At 68.1% G+C, this 20,539-nt stretch carries 16 protein-coding genes and 1 riboswitch; of the genes, 7 read left to right on the top strand and 9 right to left on the bottom strand.

The annotated features are described in order from the left end of the window. Positions 1-2: 2 nt before the first annotated feature. The 3 genes from ACZ7M7_RS10780 to ACZ7M7_RS10770 form a co-directional block, all read right to left on the bottom strand. Positions 3-833, bottom strand: coding sequence for a carbohydrate ABC transporter permease (locus ACZ7M7_RS10780; RefSeq protein ID WP_383602929.1), 831 nt, complete (start codon positions 831-833; stop codon positions 3-5). Then, positions 830-1,816 carry a carbohydrate ABC transporter permease gene (locus tag ACZ7M7_RS10775; RefSeq protein ID WP_369273322.1) on the bottom strand — a complete coding sequence of 329 codons (987 nt, stop codon included), beginning with the start codon at positions 1,814-1,816 and terminating at the stop codon, positions 830-832. Before ACZ7M7_RS10775 ends, ACZ7M7_RS10780 begins: the two co-directional genes overlap by 4 nt. A gap of 143 nt (positions 1,817-1,959) precedes the next feature. Continuing rightward, positions 1,960-3,237, bottom strand: a complete 1,278-nt coding sequence (locus tag ACZ7M7_RS10770) for an extracellular solute-binding protein (protein WP_472114892.1) — start codon at positions 3,235-3,237, stop codon at positions 1,960-1,962. Positions 3,238-3,559: 322 nt separating this feature from the next. On the opposite strand from ACZ7M7_RS10770, the gene ACZ7M7_RS10765 reads away from it, so the two are divergent. Continuing rightward, positions 3,560-4,324, top strand: coding sequence for a GntR family transcriptional regulator (locus tag ACZ7M7_RS10765; RefSeq protein ID WP_471486894.1), 765 nt, complete (start codon positions 3,560-3,562; stop codon positions 4,322-4,324). 169 nt (positions 4,325-4,493) lie between these two features. Here ACZ7M7_RS10765 and ACZ7M7_RS10760 read toward each other — a convergent pair whose 3' ends face one another. Beyond that, positions 4,494-5,798, bottom strand: coding sequence for an RNA-guided endonuclease InsQ/TnpB family protein (locus ACZ7M7_RS10760; RefSeq protein WP_472114888.1), 1,305 nt, complete (start codon positions 5,796-5,798; stop codon positions 4,494-4,496). Positions 5,799-5,926: 128 nt separating this feature from the next. Here ACZ7M7_RS10760 and ACZ7M7_RS10755 point away from each other — a divergent pair, with 128 nt between their 5' ends. From ACZ7M7_RS10755 to mctP, 3 genes are all read left to right on the top strand, one after another. Next, positions 5,927-6,121 carry a YbdD/YjiX family protein gene (locus ACZ7M7_RS10755; protein ID WP_472115225.1) on the top strand — a complete coding sequence of 65 codons (195 nt, stop codon included), beginning with the start codon at positions 5,927-5,929 and terminating at the stop codon, positions 6,119-6,121. A 127-nt stretch (positions 6,122-6,248) separates the two neighbouring features. Further along, positions 6,249-6,515: a DUF3311 domain-containing protein gene (locus ACZ7M7_RS10750; protein ID WP_383602942.1), complete on the top strand. Its 267-nt coding sequence runs from the start codon at positions 6,249-6,251 to the stop codon at positions 6,513-6,515. Continuing rightward, positions 6,512-8,140, top strand: a complete 1,629-nt coding sequence (gene mctP / locus ACZ7M7_RS10745; protein ID WP_472114885.1) for a monocarboxylate uptake permease MctP — start codon at positions 6,512-6,514, stop codon at positions 8,138-8,140. The genes ACZ7M7_RS10750 and mctP overlap by 4 nt, the downstream gene beginning before the upstream one ends. 37 nt (positions 8,141-8,177) lie before the next feature. On the opposite strand, the gene ACZ7M7_RS10740 is transcribed toward mctP, so the two are convergent. Continuing rightward, positions 8,178-11,792 carry an NACHT domain-containing protein gene (locus ACZ7M7_RS10740; protein WP_472114882.1) on the bottom strand — a complete coding sequence of 1,205 codons (3,615 nt, stop codon included), beginning with the start codon at positions 11,790-11,792 and terminating at the stop codon, positions 8,178-8,180. Between the two features lie 241 nt (positions 11,793-12,033). Further along, positions 12,034-12,173, top strand: a riboswitch (cobalamin riboswitch). Between the two features lie 124 nt (positions 12,174-12,297). On the opposite strand from ACZ7M7_RS10740, the gene ACZ7M7_RS10735 reads away from it, so the two are divergent. Both ACZ7M7_RS10735 and ACZ7M7_RS10730 read left to right on the top strand, forming a co-directional pair. Further along, positions 12,298-14,739, top strand: coding sequence for a ribonucleoside-diphosphate reductase subunit alpha (locus tag ACZ7M7_RS10735; protein WP_472114879.1), 2,442 nt, complete (start codon positions 12,298-12,300; stop codon positions 14,737-14,739). After that, a complete protein-coding gene (locus ACZ7M7_RS10730; protein WP_383602954.1) occupies positions 14,739-15,752 on the top strand; it encodes a ribonucleotide-diphosphate reductase subunit beta in 1,014 nt (337 codons plus the stop codon). The genes ACZ7M7_RS10735 and ACZ7M7_RS10730 overlap by 1 nt, the downstream gene beginning before the upstream one ends. Here ACZ7M7_RS10730 and ACZ7M7_RS10725 read toward each other — a convergent pair. Further along, positions 15,665-15,904 carry a hypothetical protein gene (locus ACZ7M7_RS10725; protein WP_383602957.1) on the bottom strand — a complete coding sequence of 80 codons (240 nt, stop codon included), beginning with the start codon at positions 15,902-15,904 and terminating at the stop codon, positions 15,665-15,667. The genes ACZ7M7_RS10730 and ACZ7M7_RS10725 overlap by 88 nt on opposite strands. 92 nt (positions 15,905-15,996) lie before the next feature. Here ACZ7M7_RS10725 and ACZ7M7_RS10720 point away from each other — a divergent pair, with 92 nt between their 5' ends. After that, positions 15,997-16,962 (top strand): GlxA family transcriptional regulator, encoded by a 966-nt coding sequence (locus tag ACZ7M7_RS10720; protein WP_383602960.1) that lies wholly within the window; start codon positions 15,997-15,999, stop codon positions 16,960-16,962. 129 nt (positions 16,963-17,091) lie between these two features. Here the strand turns inward: ACZ7M7_RS10720 and ACZ7M7_RS10715 are convergent, their stop codons facing one another. The 3 genes from ACZ7M7_RS10715 to def all read right to left on the bottom strand — a co-directional run bounded on the left by ACZ7M7_RS10715 (position 17,092) and on the right by def (position 20,504). After that, on the bottom strand, positions 17,092-18,471 hold the full coding sequence (locus tag ACZ7M7_RS10715) for a bifunctional albaflavenone monooxygenase/terpene synthase (RefSeq protein ID WP_383628241.1): 1,380 nt from the start codon (positions 18,469-18,471) through the stop codon (positions 17,092-17,094). Further along, on the bottom strand, positions 18,468-19,553 hold the full coding sequence (gene cyc1 / locus ACZ7M7_RS10710) for an epi-isozizaene synthase (protein ID WP_383602966.1): 1,086 nt from the start codon (positions 19,551-19,553) through the stop codon (positions 18,468-18,470). Before cyc1 ends, ACZ7M7_RS10715 begins: the two co-directional genes overlap by 4 nt. A gap of 300 nt (positions 19,554-19,853) precedes the next feature. Next, positions 19,854-20,504 carry a peptide deformylase gene (gene def, locus ACZ7M7_RS10705; RefSeq protein WP_383602969.1) on the bottom strand — a complete coding sequence of 217 codons (651 nt, stop codon included), beginning with the start codon at positions 20,502-20,504 and terminating at the stop codon, positions 19,854-19,856. Positions 20,505-20,539: the final 35 nt, after the last annotated feature.

Below are 20,539 nucleotides of genomic sequence, written 5' to 3'. Positions count from 1 at the left end.
CGTTATCCCTTCACGGCGCCGGCCGTCAGGCCGCTGACAGCCTTGCGCTGCAGGAAGACGAAGAGGATCAGGATCGGGATGGCGAAGAGGGAGGACGCCGCCATCGTCGCGCCCCAGTCGTTGCCGAAGGCGGTCTGGAAGCTGGACAGCCACAGTGGCAGGGTCTGCGCCTCCGCCTCCTTGTTCAGCACCAGGACCAGGGGGAATTCATTCCATGCGGTGATGAAGCCGAACAGGGACGTGGACATCAGCCCCGGCGCAAGGAGCGGCAGGATGACCTTGCGGAACGCCTGGGCGCGGCTGCAGCCGTCGACCATCGCGGCCTCCTCCAGCTCCCGGGGCACCGCGGCGACGAAGCCGCGCAGCGTCAGGATGGTGAAGGGCAGGATCATCATCATGTAGAAGACCGTCAGCGGCAGAAGGCTGTTCAGCATCGACGCGTCCCGCACGATCATGTACATCGCGATGATCATGACCTCCCAGGGGGCCATCTGGGCCATCATGAAGCCGATGACGAACCCGCGCCGCCCCTTGAACCGCATCCGGGCGAGGGCGAAGGAGCCGGCCAGCGCGATGATCAGGGAGAGGCCGACCGCGCAGAGCGTGACGATCAGCGAGTTGGTGACGTACGTCCAGAAGTGGTCGACGCCGGTGGCCCGCTTGAAGTGCGCGAAGGTGATGTCGGTCGGGAACCACACCGGGTTCTCCGAGATGATGTCGCCGGTCGGCTTGAAGGCCGTGGAGAACATCCAGTACACGGGGAAGACGAAGCCGATGAACAGGACGACGGCCGTGACGTTGGGCCACAGGCGGCCGAAGAGCGAGCGCTTCACAGCTCGTCCTCCTCTTGCTTGAGCACGATCCTGAGGTAGTACGCGGTCAGGCCGAGCAGGATCAGGATGGTCAGGACGGCGATCGCCGCGCCCATGCCGTAGTGCTGGTTGCCGACGCCCTCGATGTAGGCGTAGACCGGCAGGATCTCGGTCAGCCGGTCGGGGCCGCCGCCGTTGATGGTGAAGACCTGCACGAACGCCTTGAAGACCCAGATGATCTCCAGGAAGGTCGTGGCGTAGAGGAAGGGGCGCAGGAACGGCAGCGTCACCGTGGTGAAGCTCTTCCAGGCGCCCGCGCCGTCCAGCGCCGCGGCCTCGTAGAGCTCGCCCGGGATGGTGGTCGTGGCCGCGTAGAGGTTGATCGCGACGAACGGGATCGACATCCAGACGATCAGCAAGGTGACCACGAAGAACGTCGACATCTGGCTGCTGGTCCAGCTGTAGTCGGCCATGGAGTGCCAACCCAGCTTGTCCAGCACCCAGTTGACGACGCCGAAGCGCTGCGCGAACAGCCACTGGTAGACGGTGCTCGCGGCGACCACGGGCATCGCCCAGGCCAGCACCAGACCGACCAGCAGCGTGACCCGCATCCGCCTGCCGAGGCGGGCGAGCAGCAGGCCGACCAGGGCGCCGATGACCATGATCAGGGCGACGTTGACCGCCGTGAACAGGATCGAGCGCAGGGTGACGCGCCAGAAGTCCTCGCCGGTGAGGACCTCCTTGTAGTTGTCGATGCCGTTCCACTCGGTGACGTGCTGGATCAGCTGCGCCATGTTGAGGTTCTGGAACGACAGCAGGATGTCCTTGACCAGCGGCCAGCCGAGCAGCAGCACGGTGGCCGCGCAGGCCGGCAGCAGCAGGAGGTACGGGGTGAGCGCGCCGAGGCGGGACGCGGCTCGGGGCGGCGGCCCGGCGGAACCGCTCTCGGCTTTCCCGACTGCGTCCACCGGACCGGAAGGCGGCCGTTCGGTCTGCACGGTCATGCTCGCGATCTCTCTTCTCGGCCTGCGTGTCTCGGCCTGCGTAACTCGGCCTGCGTGTCTCGACCTGCGTACGTGGGCCCGCGTACGGTCGCCGGGGCGGGGGGCGTCACGCGCATCCCCCACCCCGGCGCGACCCGTTGCCCTTACTGCTTCTGCGCCAGACGCTTGTTGAACTCGTCCTCGACCTGCTTGGCCGCCTCGGCCGGCGACTTACCGTTCAGCACGGCGGTCATGTACGTCTTGACCGGGTTGGGTGCGTTCTCCACGGCCGCCCACTCCGGAATCAGCGGCGTGGTGCCACCGCCCGCGGCGGCGGGCGCGGCGGCCTCGGCGACGGCGTTGCCCTTCAGGTTGGTCTGGAGGGCCTCCTTGTTCGGGATGACGCCGTTCTGCTTGGCGAGCTCGCCCTCGTACTGGTCGGACAGCGCGATCTTCAGGAACTCCTTGGCGAGCTCCTGCTTCTTGCTGCCCGCGGCGACGGCGAGGTTGGAGCCGCCGAGGAAGACACCCTCGGGCTTGTCGGCCGTGGCACCCGGGATGGTGAAGTAGCCGATGTCCTGCTCGATCTTCTTGTTGGCCGCGATCGCGGTACCGGCCTCCCAGCCCATGCCGATGAAGGCGCCGACGTTGCCCTTGGCGAAGACCTCGGCCTGCTGCGGGGTCGCCTCGTCCTTGTCCTTGGGGGCCTTGGACAGGGCCTGGAACTTCTTGTACGTCTCCATGGCGGCGGCGACCTTCGGGTCGTCGAGGTTGGAGACGTACTTGTCGCCGTCCTTCTTCACCAGCTCGGCGCCCTCACCGATGGTCAGGCCGACGAAGTGGTACCAGTTCTGGCCCGGCAGGTAGATGGGCTCGGCGTCGGTCTTCTCGCCGATCTGCTTGAGGTCGGCGTAGAACTCGTCGCGGGTCTTGGGGGTGTCCTTGATGCCGGCGTCGGCCCAGACCTTCTTGTTGTAGAGGACGACACGGTTGGCGAAGTACCACGGGGCGGCGTACTGCTTGCCGTCGTAGATGGAGGACTCGTTGAGGGACTCGGCCCAGTCGGCGCCGATCTCCGTCTTGAGGTCCGCGAGGTCGGCGAGGCCGCCGGTCTTGGCGTAGGCCGGGGTCTGGGTGTTGCCGATCTCGAAGACGTCCGGCGGGTTCTCCTCGGACAGGGCGGTGGTCAGCTTCTGCTGGATGCCGTTCCACTGCTGGATCTCGAACTTGACCTTGGCCTTGGTCTTCTTCTCGAAGGCGGCCTGGACGTCCTTCTGCCACTGATCCGGGGACGAACCGTCCATCACCCAGACCGTGAGCGTCTCGCCCGCGTAGCCGTCGGCTCCTGCCTTGTCCCCGCCGTCGCCGTTGTCGCCCCCGCACGCCGCCAGGGAGATCATCATGCCCGCGACACCGATCGCGGATATCAGCTTGCGCTTCACGCCACCCTCCTCAGGGATGCCACAAACCCCCCTGCCTCCCCGCACGAGCGTTGGGCCGGGACCTGGACCAATGGTGTAGACCAGTACGGGGAGCTTGGACCAGACCAGAAAGCGTGTCAAGGGGCACGGAAAGGGGCCTGACCAGCCGTTATGCGACCTACATATGAAGGAACCTTTAAGTAAGAAGCCAGCGAAAACCCCGCCGGCGGAGTACTCTCGTCCGCTAGACCAGTTGGCGCTGTGGACTAGACCAAAAGAGGCGGCGACGGGTATATAGAAGGGATCACGATGTGACCCGCATCCGGAGCCGGGAAGGCGAAGCATGAGCACCGACGTCAGCAGTGCGGAGAACGAGAACGGCGCCGCCGTCCGTACCGCCCGCGTGCCCAAGTACTACCGCCTGAAGAAGCACCTTCTCGACATGACGGAGACCCAGGCGCCCGGCACCCCGGTACCGCCCGAGCGCACGCTGGCCGCCGAGTTCGACACCTCCCGCACGACCGTGCGCCAGGCACTGCAGGAGCTGGTCGTCGAGGGGCGCCTGGAGCGCATCCAGGGCAAGGGCACGTTCGTCGCCAAGCCGAAGGTCTCGCAGGCCCTGCAACTCACCTCGTACACCGAGGACATGCGCGCCCAGGGCCTGGAGCCGACCTCCCAGTTGCTGGACATCGGCTACATCACCGCCGACGACCGCCTCGCCGACCTGCTCGACATCACGGCCGGCGGCCGGGTGCTGCGCATCGAGCGGCTGCGCATGGCGAACGGCGAGCCGATGGCCATCGAGACGACCCACCTGAGCGCCAAGCGCTTCCCGGCCCTGCGCAGGTCCCTGGTCAAGTACACCTCCCTCTACACCGCCCTCGCCGAGGTCTACGACGTCCATCTCGCCGAGGCCGAGGAGACGATCGAGACCTCCCTGGCCACCCCGCGCGAGGCCGGCCTGCTCGGCACGGACGTGGGCCTGCCGATGCTGATGCTGTCCCGGCACTCGCTGGACCGGGACGGGCAGCCGGTGGAGTGGGTGCGGTCCGTCTATCGCGGGGACCGCTACAAGTTCGTGGCGAGGCTCAAGCGGCCGCAAGAGTAGGACTCATGGTGCAGCGCCTCTGCTCTTCCTGCTCTAGGTTCCTCCCGTCAAGCAGCGGCAGGTCTTCCAGGAGGCGATCGACGACGGACGATCCTGCCGCCCGCCAAGACCATGGACAACATGCACACGGTGCACGTTGGTCACCAACTCCACGTTGACATCCTCCCCCTCACTTAAAGAGGGGGATTCCAACCCAAGCGGGTTGAGGTTCACGGGCGCTCGAACGGCCGGTGGCCGTTGTCACCCCTCCGGCACCGGCTGTCCGCCAGGGGCGGGGGATCCCGCCCTGTCCTGCCGCGACATTGTTTGCTGCGTTCTCATCCGCATTGCATGTGAAGCCGCAGGACACGCAGACGAACTCGGCTTGGCTCTTGCGCGACTTCTTCTCGATCCATCCGCAGGCACTGCACCGCAGACTCGTGTACGGGGCAGGGACGTCTTGGACCCGGCCCGGCGCTTTGTGCTCGGTGCGCTGCCGGAGCAGGCCCCAGCCCTGGGCGAGGATGCCCCGATTCAGCCCGGCTTTCTGGCGGACGTTCCTGCCGGGCTGCTCCACGCTTCCCTTCGCGGAGCGGGTCATGTTCTTGATGTTCAGCTTCTCGAACCGGATCACGTCATATGCTCTGGCGAGCAGGGTGCTGGTCTTCTCGCACCAGTCCTTACGCCGGTTCGCTTCCCTGGCCTTGAGCTTGGCGACCTTCGCGTACCCGGCTGCCTTCTCGGGACGGCCCTTCTTCGCCCGGGCAGCCCGCCGCTCATGCTTTCGGATCTGGGCACGTTCCCTGATCGTGAGCTGCGGGCAGTTCAGCTTCCGGCCGTCCGACAGAGCAGCGGTGATCGTGACACCCCGGTCAACGCCGATGACCTCACCCGTGCCGGGCGCGGGTGTCGGCTCGGGGATGACTGCGAACGCGACGTGCCACTGCCCATTGCGGAAGGTGACACGGAACGTCTTCGCGTCGGGCAGCTTCGCTCCGTTGCCCTTTACGCTGAGCCGGAAGCGGACCCAGCCGCAGCCGGGCACCTTGACCTGCCCCCATCGCCGGTTGAGCCTCTGCACGACCACCGATCGGCCCATGACCTGCTTGCCGGTCTTCGTGTTCAGCTTCGGCGACCCGTCCGCGCTGTACTCCGGTACGCGGTCGGTGCCGATGACGCGGAAGCCCTCGTGCCGGTACTTCCTGCGCCAGGTCGGCTCACCGAACCCGGAGGTGAAACACGCGTTCTTGGCCTTGGCGAAGTCCTTGAGCGCCTGCTGCTGCACGTCCGCGTTCCGGGCGGCAAGCCACTCGGACTCCCGCCGGGCCTCGGTGAGCTGACGGCACTGCTCCGCGAAACCGGGAGCGGATCTGCGGCCCGGCTTCCAGTGCGCGTGCTGCTCGACGGCGAGGTTCCACACGTACCGGGCGTGCGCGCAGTGCAGCAGCAGTTGCTCCGCCTGCGCAGGCGTCGGGTACATCCGGAAACGCGACATGCCGTGAACCTAGCGATCACGTTCCCTTCCCGCGCACACCATCGATCAACTTCATCCGTGTGAGTGACCGTGCCGCTCACCGCCCGGGCAGCCTCGACCGGCATTCCCTCAACTCCGAGTAACCGCACCTGCTTGAGGCGGGCCTCACCGCTGTCTCTCCCAAGTACGTGCGTGAACTGACCGACGAGTCGGCATACGACCGTTATGTCACCCACGTACGGCATGCGTGCCCGGACGCGGAAGTGCCCTCGCGCCGGGAGTTCGAGCGGATGCGGACGGACCGTCAGGAAGCAGATCCACGCCAGGGGTTCCGCTGCTGCTGAGCGTCCGGTCGGCGTGCACACCAATCCTCCACATCCGATATGCGGACAGGGTCTTCCGCTGTCGTTGCACCGTCACCTACATTGCCCGGGCGTTTTCAGGTGATCAGTGAGGGGACGGAGCCGTCAGATGTCAGATGCCCCAGAAGTGAACAGAGAGCCGGTGGTGACGCCCATACGGGTTGTCATCGGGCTGTGCCTCGTCGCGCCCTTCGTGGCGATGCTGTGGGTCGGTTCGTACGCCAAGACCGATCCGGCGTTCGCCGGCATCCCGTTCTTCTACTGGTACCAGATGTTCTGGGTCCTGCTCTCCACGCTGCTGACGATGGTCGCGTACAAGCTGTGGCAGCTTGACCAGCGCGGCCGCGCCTCCCGGAAGGGCGGTGCGGCGGAATGAACGACGGCGTGAACGGCGTCGCACTCGGCGTCTTCATCTTCTTCTTCCTGGCCGTCACGGTCATGGGCTTCCTGGCCGCGCGCTGGCGCAAGGCCGAGAACGAGCACAGCCTCGACGAATGGGGGCTGGGCGGCCGGTCGTTCGGCACCTGGGTCACCTGGTTCCTGCTCGGCGGCGACCTGTACACGGCGTACACCTTCGTCGCCGTACCCGCGGCGATCTACGCGGCGGGCGCGGCCGGCTTCTTCGCCGTGCCGTACACGATCCTCGTCTACCCCCTGATCTTCACGTTCCTGCCCCGCCTGTGGTCGGTCTCCCACAAGCACGGCTACGTGACGACCTCGGACTTCGTGCGCGGCCGCTTCGGCTCGAAGAGCCTGTCGCTGGCGGTGGCCGTCACCGGCATCCTGGCGACGATGCCGTACATCGCGCTCCAGCTCGTCGGCATCCAGGCCGTGCTGGACGTGATGGGCGTCGGCGGCGGCGAGAACACCAACTGGTTCATCAAGGACCTGCCGCTGCTCATCGCCTTCGGTGTGCTGGCCGCGTATACCTACTCCTCGGGTCTGCGCGCGCCCGCGCTGATCGCGTTCGTGAAGGACACGCTGATCTACATCGTCATCGCGGTGGCGATCATCTACATCCCGATCAAGCTCGGCGGCTTCGACGAGATCTTCGCCAAGGCGGGCGAGGCGTACAGCCAGACCAACCCGGCCACGGGCGCGCCGCGCGGTTCGCTGGTCCCGGCCGAGGCGGGGCAGTGGACGTACGCCACGCTGGCGCTGGGCTCCGCGCTCGCGCTGTTCATGTACCCGCACTCGATCACCGCGACGCTGTCCTCGCGCAGCCGTGAGGTGATCCGCCGCAACACCACGATCCTGCCGCTGTACTCCCTGATGCTGGGCCTCCTGGCGCTGCTGGGCTTCATGGCGATCGCGGCCGGCATCAAGGTGCAGAACGGCCAGCTGGCCATCCCCCAGCTGTTCGAGACCATGTTCCCGTCCTGGTTCGCGGGCGTGGCCTTCGCGGCGATCGGCATCGGCGCGCTGGTGCCGGCGGCGATCATGTCGATCGCGGCCGCGAACCTCTTCACCCGCAACATCTACAAGGACTTCATCAAGCCGGACGCGACGCCGGCCCAGGAGACCAAGGTCTCCAAGATCGTGTCCCTGCTGGTGAAGGTGGGCGCGCTGGCCTTCGTCCTGACCATGGACAAGACGGTCGCCATCAACTTCCAGCTCCTGGGCGGCATCTGGATCCTGCAGACCTTCCCGGCCCTGGTCGGCGGCCTGTTCACGCGCTGGTTCCACCGCTGGGCCCTGCTGGCCGGCTGGGCGGTCGGCATGATCTACGGCACGGTCGCCGCGTACGGCGTCGCCTCCCCGACCCAGAAGCACTTCGGCGGCTCGGCGAAGGAGATCCCGGGCATCGGTGAGATCGGCTACATCGGCCTCACGGCGTTCGTGCTCAACGTGGTGGTCACGGTCGTCCTGACCTTCGTCCTGAGGGCCGCGAAGGCCCCGGAGGGCATCGACGAGACGAAGCCGGAGGACTACACGGCGGACGCCGGTGACGCCGGCGTCCAGGTCGAGCTGCCGCCCGCGACGGCGGGGACGAGCCACTGACGCAGGGGTAACCCTTCCGATGGCCGGGCGTACCGCACTAGTTGCGCGTACGCCCGGCCATCTGCTGCCAGAAGCCGTCGAGTTCCCGCACGCGCATGCTGACCCAGCGCGGCGTCTTCCTGCGCAGCCCCCGGGGCATGTGCCGGCGTACCCGGCCCGGCAGCAGGGCCTGCTGCTGACGGCAGAACGGCTCCCGGATCTCCCCGCGCGGCACACAGCCCCGGGGCGGGTAGGGGCAGAGCTGGAACTTGCAGTCGGGCGGACAGGTCGTCCCCGGTGTGGGCGGGTCCGCCATACCGGCCCGCAGGTCGGGCCGCAGCGGGCGGCGGTCGCTGCGGATGCACGGCGGGAGTGACGTCCCCGGCTGTTCCGCGCGGATCATCCGCTCCTCGACCTCGTCCGGATGCCCGTCCCGTTCGATGAGGTTCAGCATCACCAGCACGTCGGCGACCAGGCGCTGGGCGCGCGCGTCGAGGGTGCTCCAGCCGACCGAGGGCGGGATCCACAGGCTGTGCTTGCGGTACGCCTCGGGGTTGCCGGTGCGCGCGCCGATGTTGTCGGCGACGCCCTTCTCGTCGATCCAGAGGAACCGCTCGGGTTGCCCCGTCTCCAGCGTGAGGGCCACCAGGTCCCCCGCCTCGGCGACGAACGGATGCAGGGGCCGCCGGGGCAAGGCACCGTTCGCCTCGGGATGCCCGGGTGCCCGGTTCACCGTGCCGGCCATCGACAGCCAGCGCTCCACCGTCTGTACGGCGCTCGCCCCGCCCAGCGCCCGGGGCGGCTCCCGCCCGCCGTCGTGCCCGTCCTTCCCCGGCATCGCATGCGCCTCCCGCTCATGGACGCCGACACTGTCCGGAAGCCTCCACAGGCACAGCGCCTGGAGCAGCATGACCTGCGCGTACCAGCACCGGGACTGCTGGAGCACGGTCTCCGCCTGCCGGATCAGGTCGGCGCGACCGCCCTGATAGGCGCGGGGATGCCGGATCCGACGGTTGGCCGCGTACTTGAAGCCCTGGGCCAGCGCCGCCTCCAGGGCGAGCGGCAGATCGGGGGCGCCGCCGGTGGCCTTCGGGTCCAGGTGACGCAGCCACCTGGTGAGGCGTTCGCGGGCCTCGTCACGGTGCGCCTCGTCGACGGAGCCCAGCAGCATGGGGATCATCCAGGCGCGCATCACGAACTCCCGGAACAGAACGACCCGTTTCCTGCGGTACTCCTGGTTGAGCGTGCGCCGGTCCTGCTGGAGCCGCCCGATGCGCTCGGTCCCGGCCCGTGAGGGCGCGCCCGTGGCCCGCGCCCGCGCCATGCGCTCGGCCCACTGCTCGTACTCACCGCGTTTCCAGGCCTTCAGCTCGCCGAGCCGGTCGTTGTACTCCTGCACGGGGTCGGTGTTCAGCCCGATCCGCCCGCGGACCACGGCGAACGCCGGGTTGCCGCCGGTACCGAACTCCTGGGCGGCGGCCAGGCGTATCGAGTAGGAGGGTTCCTTCACACCGATCTGGACGAGCTGTTCGTAGAGCGGGGTGGTGTCGATCCGGTCGGACACGCTTCGCAGGGCGGCTCCGAGTTGCCTGAGCAACCTCAGCTTGGCGTCGTCGAGGCTGCGCCGGTCGCCCTTGAAACCGTCCCACGTCCTGCGCACTTCGCCCAGGATGTCGCCCAGCAGCCGCGGAACGTCCTCCACGCTCTCGATCTCCACGGCGGCCGCGTAGAGGTCGAGCGCCTTCGGATCGTCCGTGCGGCGTTCCGCGGCCCTGCAGAGCCGGTGGGCCAGGGTGTGCCCCCGCACCCGTGAGCGGCGGAGCCGTTCCTCGAGCTCCTTCGTCACCTCGGCCCGTACACCTTCCCGGCGGGCCCGGACCCGCGCCGCCCGGCGGCGCGACAACAGCACCAGGGCCATGAGCAGTTCACGGCTGGGCCCGGGCGGCTGGAGCACCTGCTCGACGAGCTCGCCGGCGCCCCGCTCGCCGAGCTGCCGCAGCACGCGGTAGCCGAAGTAGGCCTGGATGATGCTGTGCGGGAAACGGACCTTGCGCTCGAAGCCCTCCACCAGTCCGAGCCTATTCGCATTGCGTGCGATCCGGGCGAGGGCGGCGCGGCACTGGTCCATGTTGCCGCCGCGCAACCGCCTCCTCTCGTCCGGGCCGATCCGTCGGCACAGCACGTCCCAGATCTGCTGCCGGTGCCACTCGGAGAAGACGTTCCCGTGCCTGCCGTACCGGTCGAAGGCGCGTCCCCCGGCCCACAGGTGCTCGGCGCGGGCCTGCGCGCGTCGCATCGGGCCGGGGTGGACGTCCGAGTCGAGCAGTTCCCCGAGGCCGACCTCCAGCTTGTCCTGGAGCAGTCCCACACAGGCCAGGGCGGAGACCACTTCGAGGGCGTCGCGGCGTTCCTGCCGGCTCAACGCGACGTCCCGGCGCAGCCTGCCCTGGCACAGCGCCTCGTCCCAGGTCTCCAGCAGCCACAGCCGCAGCATGCCGCGGTCGCGGCTGCGGGTGTTCATGTGCTGCGGGTCGTTGTCGGGCCGGTCGTGCTCCAGGGCGCCGTGGCGGTGCAGTTCGCGGGCGATCTGGAGGTAGACGGGCGACTCGGTCACCTCCGCCGTCTCCACGATCCAGTCCACGCGGCGTTCGTCCGTCTCCGGGACGCGTGCCTGGACGAACCGCAGTGCCTCCTCCTCGCTGAGCGGTTCCAGCTCCACGATCGCGGCCGGGGTGCTCTCCAGCGGGCTGTGCGGACGGGAGGCGATGACGAGGGGCAGCTTCTCCTCGTAGGCGCGCTCGATGGCCCGCCGGATGATGTTGTCCCGGTTCTGTTCGACGCCGTCGCCGAGCAGAGCCTCCTCCAGGCCGTCGGCGATGACGACCGGTTTGTCGTCGGCGAGGAGTTGCTGCCAGACCCGCTCGGTCTTGCCGCGCGCGAGGATGCCCCGGGGCGCCTCGTCGATGAAGCGCTGCTTGGCCATGCGTTCGAAGTTCAGGTCGCCGCCGTTCGCGTCCCGCAGCCGGATCGGCACGGGTACGGCGTTCTGCTCCGCCAGCAGTTCGGTGAGGCGTACCAGGACGGCGGTCTTGCCCACGCCGACACCGCCGACCAGCAGATAGGGCCGTCGGGTGGCGCGCTCCCGCAGCCGTTCGGCGATGACCTGGGCGATCTCCTCGCGGCCCACGATCTCGGCGGTGTCCGGGCCTGCGGTGAGCACCAGTCGGTGAGGGTCGTCCCGTGCCTTGGCGAGATAGCGCCGCTTGGTCCACCGGTACCACCAGAACAGAAAGAGTGTGGCGGCGATCGACGCGGCGAGCACCGGGCCGACGAAGCGCAGGACCGTCTCGAATCCGGGGTTGCCCTGCCGCCACCGCTCGAAGCCGGTCGTGTTGCTCGAGATCAGGATGTACAGGCCCTCCACCACCCAGGCGAACAGGGTGAGCGCGGCCACCGTCCAGATGGCCCGGGTGACGTTGGTGTAGGTGAACCACCGGCGCCACTTCTTGGGGCGGGTGGTGCCGCCGCGGGCCTCCAGGCGCATGGTCAGCCTGTGCCGGTGGCCCACGAACCCCTGCCTGACCCGGTTGGCCGCCCGTCTCGGAGCCAGCGTCGCCATCGGCGCGTTGCGCGGCCGCTTCTTGCCGGGCGGACTGCCGACGACCCTCGTCATAGTTCGTCTCCTTCCGAGAAAGGCTCTCGAAACGGAGCGACCGCGGGGCGCCGACACCTATCTCCATGGAAGCACTCCCGGAACTCCCCGCAACCCGGCGGCCCCATGGCCGGCATGCGCGCCCCGGCGAGGGGCGAGATCCGGATGCTCGCCGACATCACTCTCCTCACCTACAAGTTGACGCTCTGAAACCAGCACGACACAACATCTGGGGGTGGCGTGGCGGGTGAGCACAAGATGTATGCTCATGCTCGCTGTCGTCGCAGGGGAATCCGGTGCGAATCCGGAACTGTCCCGCAACGGTGTACTTGTGCATGTCTGTTCCCGGAACCGGCGTGCGCAGGAGTCAGTCCGAGGACCTGCCGACAGCGCGCCCGGCCACCCGGCCGGTGCGCCCGACGTCCGGGCCTCGTGGAATGGGCCGGTGGACGCGACGCCGTGTGCGCTCGTGTGCTGCCCCCTGCCCTCGCCGAGGCCCTCGTGCCGAGCGAGGGAGAGCCCCCACGTGACCATCGCGCCAGCAGACCCGGCCTCAGCCGTTCCTACCGTCCCCACGGACGAGGACGCTCCGGGAACCGCCCACCCGTCTCCCACCACCACCCTCAACGGAGACCCTACGGGCCACGGTGCCGATCTGCTGCGGACCCTGACCGAGCTGACCGCCGACCTCCCCGACGCCGACCCCGGCCGGGTCGCCGCCGCCGCGCTGCGCGGCCGGTCCGCGTTCGCGGACGAGGCGGAGCTGCGCGAGCTGGCCACCGAGGCGGCGGCCGGCCTGATCTCCGAGGACCCCGCCTACAGCAGGCTCGCCGCCCGGCTGCTGACCCTCTCCATCGCCGCCGAGGCCGCCTCGCAGGGCGTCACGTCCTTCACCGGATCGGTCGCGGTCGGGCACCGTGAGGGCCTCATCGCCGACCGGACCGCCGAGTTCGTGCGGCTGCACGCGGCCCGCCTCGACGCCCTGGTCGACACCGACGCCGACGACCGCTTCGGCTACTTCGGCCTGCGCACCCTGCACAGCCGGTACCTTCTGCGGCACCCCATCACCCGCAAGGTCGTCGAGACGCCCCAGCACTTCATGCTGCGCGTCGCCGCCGGTCTCGCCGAGGACGACACCGCCCGGTCGGTGGACGAAGTCGCCGCGCTCTACGGGCTCATGAGCCGCCTCGACTACCTCCCCTCCTCCCCCACCCTCTTCAACTCCGGCACCCGGCATCCCCAGATGTCGTCCTGCTACCTCCTCGACTCCCCCAAGGACGAGCTGGACTCCATCTACGACCGCTACCACCAGGTCGCCCGCCTCTCCAAGCACGCCGGCGGCATCGGGCTGTCGTACTCCCGTATCCGCTCCCGGGGTTCGCTGATCCGCGGCACCAACGGGCACTCCAACGGCATCGTCCCGTTCCTGAAGACCCTCGACGCCTCGGTCGCCGCGGTGAACCAGGGCGGCCGGCGCAAGGGCGCGGCCGCGGTGTACCTGGAGACCTGGCACTCCGACATCGAGGAGTTCCTGGAGCTGCGCGACAACACCGGTGAGGACGCCCGCCGTACGCACAACCTGAACCTCGCGCACTGGGTCCCGGACGAGTTCATGCGCCGGGTCAACGCCGACGAGCCGTGGTCGCTGTTCTCGCCGTCGGACGTGCCGGATCTCGTCGACCTGTGGGGCGACGAGTTCGACGCCGCGTACCGGAAGGCCGAGGCGGCCGGGCTCGCGAAGAAGACCATCCCCGCCCGTGACCTGTACGGCCGCATGATGCGCACCCTCGCGCAGACCGGCAACGGCTGGATGACCTTCAAGGACGCCGCCAACCGCACCGCCAACCAGACGGCCCTGCCGGGCCATGTCGTCCACTCCTCCAACCTCTGCACGGAGATCCTGGAGGTCACGGACGACGGGGAGACGGCGGTCTGCAACCTGGGGTCGGTCAACCTCGGCGCCTTCGTGAACACGATGACCGGCGACATCGACTGGGAGCGGCTCGACGCCACCGTCCGCACGGCCGTCACGTTCCTCGACCGGGTCGTCGACATCAACTTCTACCCGACCGAGCAGGCGGGCCGGTCGAACGCCAAGTGGCGGCCGGTCGGACTCGGCGCGATGGGCCTGCAGGACGTCTTCTTCAAACTGCGCCTGCCCTTCGACTCGGCCGAGGCGAAAGCCCTGTCGACCCGGATCGCCGAGCGCATCATGCTCGCCTCCTACGAGGCCTCCGCCGACCTCGCCGAGCGCAACGGACCGTTGCCGGCCTGGGAGAAGACCCGTACCGCCCGCGGTGTCCTGCACCCCGACCACTACGGCGTCGAGCTGACCTGGCCGGAGCGCTGGGCCGCCCTGCGCAGCCGTATCGCCACCACCGGCATGCGCAACTCCCTCCTCCTCGCCATCGCGCCCACCGCGACCATCGCGTCGATCGCCGGTGTCTACGAGTGCATCGAGCCGCAGGTCTCCAACCTGTTCAAGCGCGAGACGCTCTCCGGAGAGTTCCTCCAGGTCAACTCCTACCTGGTCAACGAGCTCAAGGAGCTCGGCGTCTGGGACGCCCGCACCCGTGAGGCGCTGCGCGAAGCGAACGGCTCGGTGCAGGAGTTCGCCTGGATCCCCGAGGACGTACGGGGGCTCTACCGCACGGCGTGGGAGATCCCGCAGCGCGGCCTGATCGACATGGCGGCGGCGCGGACCCCGTTCCTCGATCAGGCGCAGTCCCTGAACCTGTTCCTGGAGACGCCGACCATCGGAAAGCTCTCCTCGATGTACGCGTACGCCTGGAAGTCGGGCCTGAAGACGACGTACTACCTGCGCTCGCGCCCGGCGACCCGCATCGCCCGCGCCGCCCAGGGCCGGGCCGCCCAGCCCGAGAAGACCATCCCCGTCCAGCAGGTCGCCGAGTCCGACGCCGTCGCCTGCTCCCTGGAAAACCCCGAGTCCTGCGAGGCCTGCCAGTAATGACCACCCGTAACAGCAACCTTCTCGACCCGGGCTTCGAACTGACCCTGCGCCCCATGCGCTACCCGGACTTCTACGAGCGCTACCGGGACGCGATCAAGAACACCTGGACCGTCGAGGAGGTCGACCTCCACTCGGACGTCGCCGACCTGGCGAAGCTGTCCGAGGGTGAGCAGCACATGATCGGCCGGCTGGTCGCGTTCTTCGCGACGGGCGACTCGATCGTGGCGAACAACCTGGTGCTGACGCTCTACAAGCACATCAACTCCCCCGAGGCGCGGCTGTATCTGAGCCGGCAGCTCTTCGAGGAGGCCGTGCACGTCCAGTTCTACTTGACGCTGCTCGACACCTATCTCCCCGACCCGGAGGACCGGGCGGCGGCCTTCGACGCCGTCGAGAACATCCCGTCCATCCGCGAGAAGGCCGAGTTCTGCTTCAAGTGGATCAACGAGGTCGAGAAGCTGGACAGCCTGGAGACCAAGGCGGACCGGCGCCGCTTCCTGCTGAACCTGATCTGCTTCGCGGCGTGCATCGAGGGCCTGTTCTTCTACGGCGCCTTCGCGTACGTCTACTGGTTCCGCAGCCGGGGCCTGCTGCACGGCCTCGCCACCGGCACCAACTGGGTGTTCCGCGACGAGACGATGCACATGAGCTTCGCCTTCGAAGTGGTCGACACCGTCCGCAAGGAGGAGCCGGAGCTGTTCGACGACCAGCTCGAGCAGGAGGTCACCGACATGCTGAGGGAGGCCGTCGAGGCCGAGCTGCAGTTCGCGCGCGACCTGTGTGGTGACGGCCTCCCGGGGATGAACACCGACTCGATGCGGCAGTACCTGGAGTGTGTCGCCGATCAGCGTCTGACGCGTCTCGGCTTCGCTCCGGTGTACGGCTCCGAGAACCCCTTCTCCTTCATGGAGCTGCAGGGCGTTCAGGAGTTGACCAACTTCTTCGAGCGGCGGCCCTCGGCGTACCAGGTGGCGGTGGAGGGCACCGTCGACCTGGACGAGGACTTCTGAGTCTCGGTCCTGTCGCGTTCCTGGGCCTCCCTGATCTGACGGTCGATGCGCCGGTCGCGCACCGCGCCGATCAGTGACGGGAGGGCCAGGAGGACGAACATCCCGAGGACGACGATCATGGCGAGCAGTGTCTGTGTCTGTTCTGCAGTCATGACACCACTGTCGCTCCGTACACTCCTTACGAACAGTGGCAGGACTGCCGTCCAACCTCGATTTACTGCCAGCAACGAGGCACACTGGCAGCATGCTGAAAAACGTCGCCGCCGTCCTCCTCGACGGTGTGCATCTCTTTGAAATGGGCGTCGTCTGCGAGGTGTTCGGCATCGATCGCAGCGACGAGGGGTTGCCGACCTACGATTTCTCGGTCGTCTCGGCGGAGGGGCCGACGCTGGGCACCCATGTCGGCGGACTCACCGTCTCCACGCCGTACGGCCTGGAGCGGCTGGAGGAGGCCGACCTGATCGCGGTACCGGCCGGCAGCGAGTACGTCACCCGTGACTATCCGCCCGCGCTGCTGGACGCGCTGGTCAGGGCCGTCGACCGGGGCGCCCGGGTGCTCAGCGTGTGCTCCGGCGTCTTCGTGCTGGGTGCCGCGGGACTGCTCGACGGGCGGCGGTGCAGTGCGCACTGGAAGCACGCCGGGGAGCTGTCCCTACGGCATCCGGGGGCGATCGTCGAGTCCGACGTGCTGTATGTCGACGAGGGGCCGGTGATCACCAGCGCCGGCACCGCCGCCGGCATCGACGCGTGTCTGCACATCGTGCGCCAGGAGCAGGGGCCCGAGGTCGCCAACAAGATCGCCCGGCGCATGGTGGTGCCGCCGCACCGGGACGGCGGGCAGGCCCAGTACATCGAGCGCCCGCTGCCCCGCTCCCACTGCGACACGGTCGGCGAGGTGCTGGCCTGGATGGAACGGCACCTCGACGAGGACGTCACCGTGGAGCAGCTGGCCGAGCGTGCGCTGATGTCCCCGCGCACCTTCGCCCGCCGCTTCCAGCAGGAGACCGGCACGACCCCCTACCGCTGGATCCTGCGCCAACGCGTGCTGCTGGCGCAGGAGTTGCTGGAGGCGACGGACGAGACCGTGGACGCGATCGCGAGTCGAACAGGGTTCGGAACTGCGGCCGCGCTGCGCCACCAGTTCGTACGCGCCCTGGGGACGACCCCGAACGCCTACCGAAGGACCTTCCAGGGGCCGAACGCGGCGTGAGCGCTCCGCTGGGAGAGCCGCGATCGGCCGTTTGTCATCTGCCGGTCCGTCGTGGCTGGTCGCGCCCACTCGGCGGAGCCGCCTACTGACACAGCCCCGCGCCCTTCGGGGCGCTCCCGCCAGCGCCACTCAGTCCCTCGGCACCGGCCTCAGCAGCAGCTTGTGCGGGCGGAGCGTGATGCCCACACGGGTCGCGTCGTTCGAACCGGACACCTGCTCGAAGCGGTACTTCGTGGCCAGTGCCGCCGTGATCAGCGTCAGCTGCGCCATCGAGAAGTGGTCGCTCGGGCACTTGCGGTTACCCACGCTGAACGGGCTCATGGCGTACTTCGGCACGTCCTTGACACGGTCCGGAAGCCAACGGTCCGGGTCGAACTCGAGGTTGTCCGCATACGACTTCGCGTCGCGCTGTATCGCGTAGGGGCTGTAGATGATGTCGGCCCCGGCCGGAATGCGATAGCCACCAAGTGACGTATCGGTCACCGCCCGTCGCGTCAGAATCCAGACCGCGGGGCGCAAACGCATCGCCTCCACGACGACATTGTTCGTGTGCCTGAGGCTGCGGACGTCCTCGAATGCCACGGGCCGCCCGCCGGTCACGGATTCAACCTCCGCGCACACCTTGTCGGCGTGTTCCGGATGTTCCGCGAGCACATGCAGGAGCCACATGATCGTGGAGGCCACGGTTTCGCTGCCGGGCGTGACAATCGCGACGACCTGGTCGTGGATCTCCTGTTCCCCGATGGGCTCGCCATTCTCGTCCTTCGCCTCCAGCAATGCCGTCAGCAAATCGTCCGGCTTTTGACCGGATGCCCGGCGCTCGGCGACGATCTCGTCGACCAGGAGATGCAAATCGGCCAGGGCACGGTTGAATTCGCGGTTGGGCGGGAGAGGCAGCTTGTACAGCGGCCCGAGCGGGATCACCATCCGCCGGTACATGCCCCGGAAGACCGTGGCGAGGGCGTTGCACAGCCGCTCGGCCCGCTCGTCCATGTAGTCGCCGCGCAGCAGACAGCGGGCGGCGATGCGCACCGCGATCCGGAACGACTCGGAGGTGCAGTCGATGGTCTCGCCGGGCTTCCAGCGCTCGGCCAGCCCGTGCGCCTCCTCCTCCATGATCGGCCCGTACGCCGGTATCGCGTCGAGCCGGAAGGCCGGCTGGATGGTACGCCGCTGACGCCGGTGCCGAGGGCCGTTCGCCGTGGCCACGCCCTCCTTGCCGAGCAGGCCCTCCAGGGACTCCCACAGCGGCCCGTCGATCTTGAAGTCGGCGCTCAGCGCCAACGCGCCGGTGAGCTCCGGCGTCGTGACGGCGTACACCGTCTTCGGGCCGAGCCTGAGGCGTACGACGTCGCCGTGCTTGCGGAGCGCGGCCATGAAGGCGAGCGGATCTCGGGCCAGCTTCCAGCCATGGCCGAGAAGCGGAACTCCGCCCCCCGCGAGGGGCGGTTCACGCAGTTCCGAAGCCACACGGGGCTGGGCTTCGGGACGGACGGACTCGACGGTCATTTCTCACCTGCCGCTTCGTTGTTGACGTACGGGGGCGTGGACCGGTCGTCCCAGCTGTCGACCATGTACCGGCCGGACTCGTGGTGGAACCAGTAGACCGAGCTGAACCAGTTGCGCATATTGCAGACGCAGGCACGCACGGCGGCGCTGAGTTCCTTTCCCGACACCGTGCCGTCGGCCAGGGAGTCCGCGAATTCCAGAGCCTCATGCTCGGCCACCCGGAATTCGGATATGGACTCCTCGACCCGACGCCTGACTTCCGTCACCGCTTCTTCCAGGGTCAGCCCGTCGTGTTTGACGAGGCTGATTCCGAGGTTGTGAACCTCGTCGCCCGCGATTTCCTTGGGAAGCGAGCAGAGGTCGTTGTACCAGGCGGCGAATTCTTGGCTGAGTAATGCGGCCCGCCGATATGCCGGATGTTTCCGTACCGCATCCGGCAGTTCCAGTCCCGCAGCCGGCTCCAGCAGATCGGTCCAGATCCAGTGCGCGAAGGTGAGCCGGCGCAGAGCAAGATATTCCTCGACCGAGGGGATAATTCCTTCGGTGCGATTGCGGAATTCCCGGTCGTACGCCTCGATCACCGTGTGGAAGTGCCGGGCGAACCGGGTGTTCCAGGTGCCGGGCAGGAACGAGTACAGCCGCACCATGCTGTCCGCGAACCCCGCGACCAGCGGGTCCTCGTGGTGCAGGTGGTCCTCGGGTGAGTCGAGAGCCGCGTGCAGGCGGAACCGCAGCCGTCGCCAGGCCGCCGGGCGGCGGTGGACGATGTCGCGGTCGTGCCGGTCGTCCCAGACGAAGAACCACGCACTGTAGTCGGCTATCGCCTGGAGCACGTCCTCGGGGGCGCCAATGTAGTACCCCGCCATGAGGTCCGTGTAGCAAAGTCCGTCGGCATATTCCTCGACCTTGTCGGCCGGCATCAGCCGCTTTTCCAGCAGCCAGGTGCGGGTCTTCTCCTGGAGCCTGGGCCAATACGGATGGAGCTGCCTGGGAAACGCTGATTCGATCACCGGAAGAGAGAGTGCTGGTGGAACCGGGACCGCCGTCGGTGTCGATGTGGTGCTGTGTGAGAAAGCATGCACGAACAAACCCCTCTCAGCCGCCAGTTGTGTAGTTGTGCACGCCCCCTCCCGCTGTACCGGGCGTGCGCCGTTGCGTATCCCCGCTCTTCCATTCAGCACCACAACTGTCCGATCTGGGAACGGATTTGCTTCATTCACTACCCCGGGGTGCCGAGAATCTCCCCCTATGTGACTGAATTTGGATCACTGGTCGCAGGTATGGGATCGAACGTGCGACGGACATGCGAACGGCGCCTGGTCAGGAAGGTGAACCTGAACAAGCGCCGTGCACAAGGGGCTTGTGGGGCCTGCGGGGAGGCCTCAGTCGTTCGCGACCACGGGGTAGCGGGGCTCGTTCTCGGCCATCTGGCGGAGTGCGTCCTTGCGCTCGCGCTTGGAGAGACGGTCGATGTAGAGGTAGCCGTACAGGTGGTCGGTCTCGTGCTGCAAACACCGAGCGAAGTAGCCGGTGCCGCGCACCTTGATCGGGTTGCCCTTCTCGTCCTGCCCGGTGACCTCGGCGTAGTCGGGCCGGGCGAGCGGCGCGTACGCGGTCGGCACCGACAGGCAGCCCTCGTTGCTGTCGTCCAGGCGGCGCTGCTCGGCGGGCAGCTCGACGAGCTTCGGGTTGCACACGACACCGACGTGCCGCTTGCCCTCGTCGTCCATGCAGTCGTAGACGAAGACCTTCGCGTCGACGCCGATCTGGTTGGCGGCGAGCCCGACACCCTCGGCGGTGCGCTGCGAGGCGAACATGTCCGCGACCAGCTGGTCCAGCTCGGCGCCGAACTCGGTGACGTCCTTGCACTCCTTGTGGAGCACCGGGTTCCCCACGACGGTGATCGGCCGCGACGTGCCGCGCTCATGCCAGGCGTTCTCGCGCTCCTCCGTGTCCTCGGTGTCGACGACGAAACCCTCGTCATCCACGGGGAGCACGCCCGCGTGCTGCTGCTCGGTGTCCTGCTGGGCCATGACCGACGTATGCCTTCCTGCACAAGAAAAGGGGG

Source organism: Streptomyces sp. NPDC111606, from assembly GCF_055656945.1.
Note: the sequence above shows the minus strand (reverse complement) of the source record. Positions and strands in the feature narration are given on the sequence as shown.

Bases quoted from the DNA above. Each gene is read 5' to 3' on its own strand.
- ACZ7M7_RS10760 (WP_472114888.1), bottom strand. From the start codon at position 5,798: ATGTCGCGTTTCCGGATGTACCCGACGCCTGCGCAGGCGGAGCAACTG.
- def (WP_383602969.1), bottom strand. From the start codon at position 20,504: ATGGCCCAGCAGGACACCGAGCAGCAGCACGCGGGCGTGCTCCCCGTG.
- ACZ7M7_RS10740 (WP_472114882.1), bottom strand. From the start codon at position 11,792: ATGACGAGGGTCGTCGGCAGTCCGCCCGGCAAGAAGCGGCCGCGCAAC.
- ACZ7M7_RS10725 (WP_383602957.1), bottom strand. From the start codon at position 15,904: ATGACTGCAGAACAGACACAGACACTGCTCGCCATGATCGTCGTCCTC.
- ACZ7M7_RS10775 (WP_369273322.1), bottom strand. From the start codon at position 1,816: ATGACCGTGCAGACCGAACGGCCGCCTTCCGGTCCGGTGGACGCAGTC.
- ACZ7M7_RS10750 (WP_383602942.1), top strand. From the start codon at position 6,249: ATGTCAGATGCCCCAGAAGTGAACAGAGAGCCGGTGGTGACGCCCATA.
- ACZ7M7_RS10765 (WP_471486894.1), top strand. From the start codon at position 3,560: ATGAGCACCGACGTCAGCAGTGCGGAGAACGAGAACGGCGCCGCCGTC.
- ACZ7M7_RS10730 (WP_383602954.1), top strand. From the start codon at position 14,739: ATGACCACCCGTAACAGCAACCTTCTCGACCCGGGCTTCGAACTGACC.
- ACZ7M7_RS10720 (WP_383602960.1), top strand. From the start codon at position 15,997: ATGCTGAAAAACGTCGCCGCCGTCCTCCTCGACGGTGTGCATCTCTTT.
- ACZ7M7_RS10715 (WP_383628241.1), bottom strand. From the start codon at position 18,471: ATGACCGTCGAGTCCGTCCGTCCCGAAGCCCAGCCCCGTGTGGCTTCG.
- mctP (WP_472114885.1), top strand. From the start codon at position 6,512: ATGAACGACGGCGTGAACGGCGTCGCACTCGGCGTCTTCATCTTCTTC.